Origin of the sequence: Mycobacterium sp. E2479 (assembly GCF_001667925.1) — a bacterium.
Classification (GTDB): domain Bacteria; phylum Actinomycetota; class Actinomycetes; order Mycobacteriales; family Mycobacteriaceae; genus Mycobacterium.
On the sequence record NZ_LZJR01000016.1, the window covers coordinates 1 to 731 of the forward strand.

At 65.4% G+C, this 731-nt stretch carries 1 pseudogene; it reads right to left on the reverse strand.

What is annotated here, in order from left to right:
- Positions 1-731: pseudogene (locus A5686_RS27505) on the reverse strand (hypothetical protein); the annotation flags it as partial.

A 731-nucleotide genomic window follows, 5' to 3' on the forward strand; every position in this document is an offset into this window, starting at 1 on the left:
CGCAAGTGCAGGGCGGCCGTTCCGGCGCCGAACTCCTCGAAGACCGGCAGGTCGATTCCATCGGAGTACAACTCGAACGGCACCGGCAGGTGCTGCCAGCGAAAGTCCCCGCCCAGCTTGTTGATAAGGCGGGCCGCCGGGCCCATCACCGCGATCAACCAGGGGTTGGCTTTGATGTCGGCGGCGGAGAGCAGAGTGGTCTTCAGCTGCCTGCGGCCGATGCCCAGCGACTGCACTGCCTGTGATGCGATGTTGAGCGGGTTCTGAATGTCGGGACCCGCCTGCAAGACTCGCCCGCTGCGCCGCAGCAGGGATTTCAGCCTGCGCAGCTCTCGCGGCTTTGCATACGTGGACGGCAGGGTACGGGAGCGGCAGGCCTCGCCGTCAAGCTTGTCGAAAAGCAGTTGCTGCGAAGACATTCCGACGAACCCGGCCTGTAGGGCTGCGACGAGCATCTGCTCCATCCGTGTCTGCTCGGCCTTGTTCGGCCGCACGTCCTTGCGGGTGGCGCGGTCCAGACCCATTGTCGCGGCCCGCATGTCCGAATGCCCAATGAAGGCAGCCACATTCGGTCCCAAGGGCCGCGCCTCAAGGGCGGCGATGTACTCCTCGGCGGTGCTCCAGGTCTTGTGCCGGTTGACCGTGCCGATGACGTGCTCACGCGGGATGGCCTCGACGCGCGCGAACAAATCACCGGCAACTTCGCCGTCGACGTGAACGGTCGACAACGA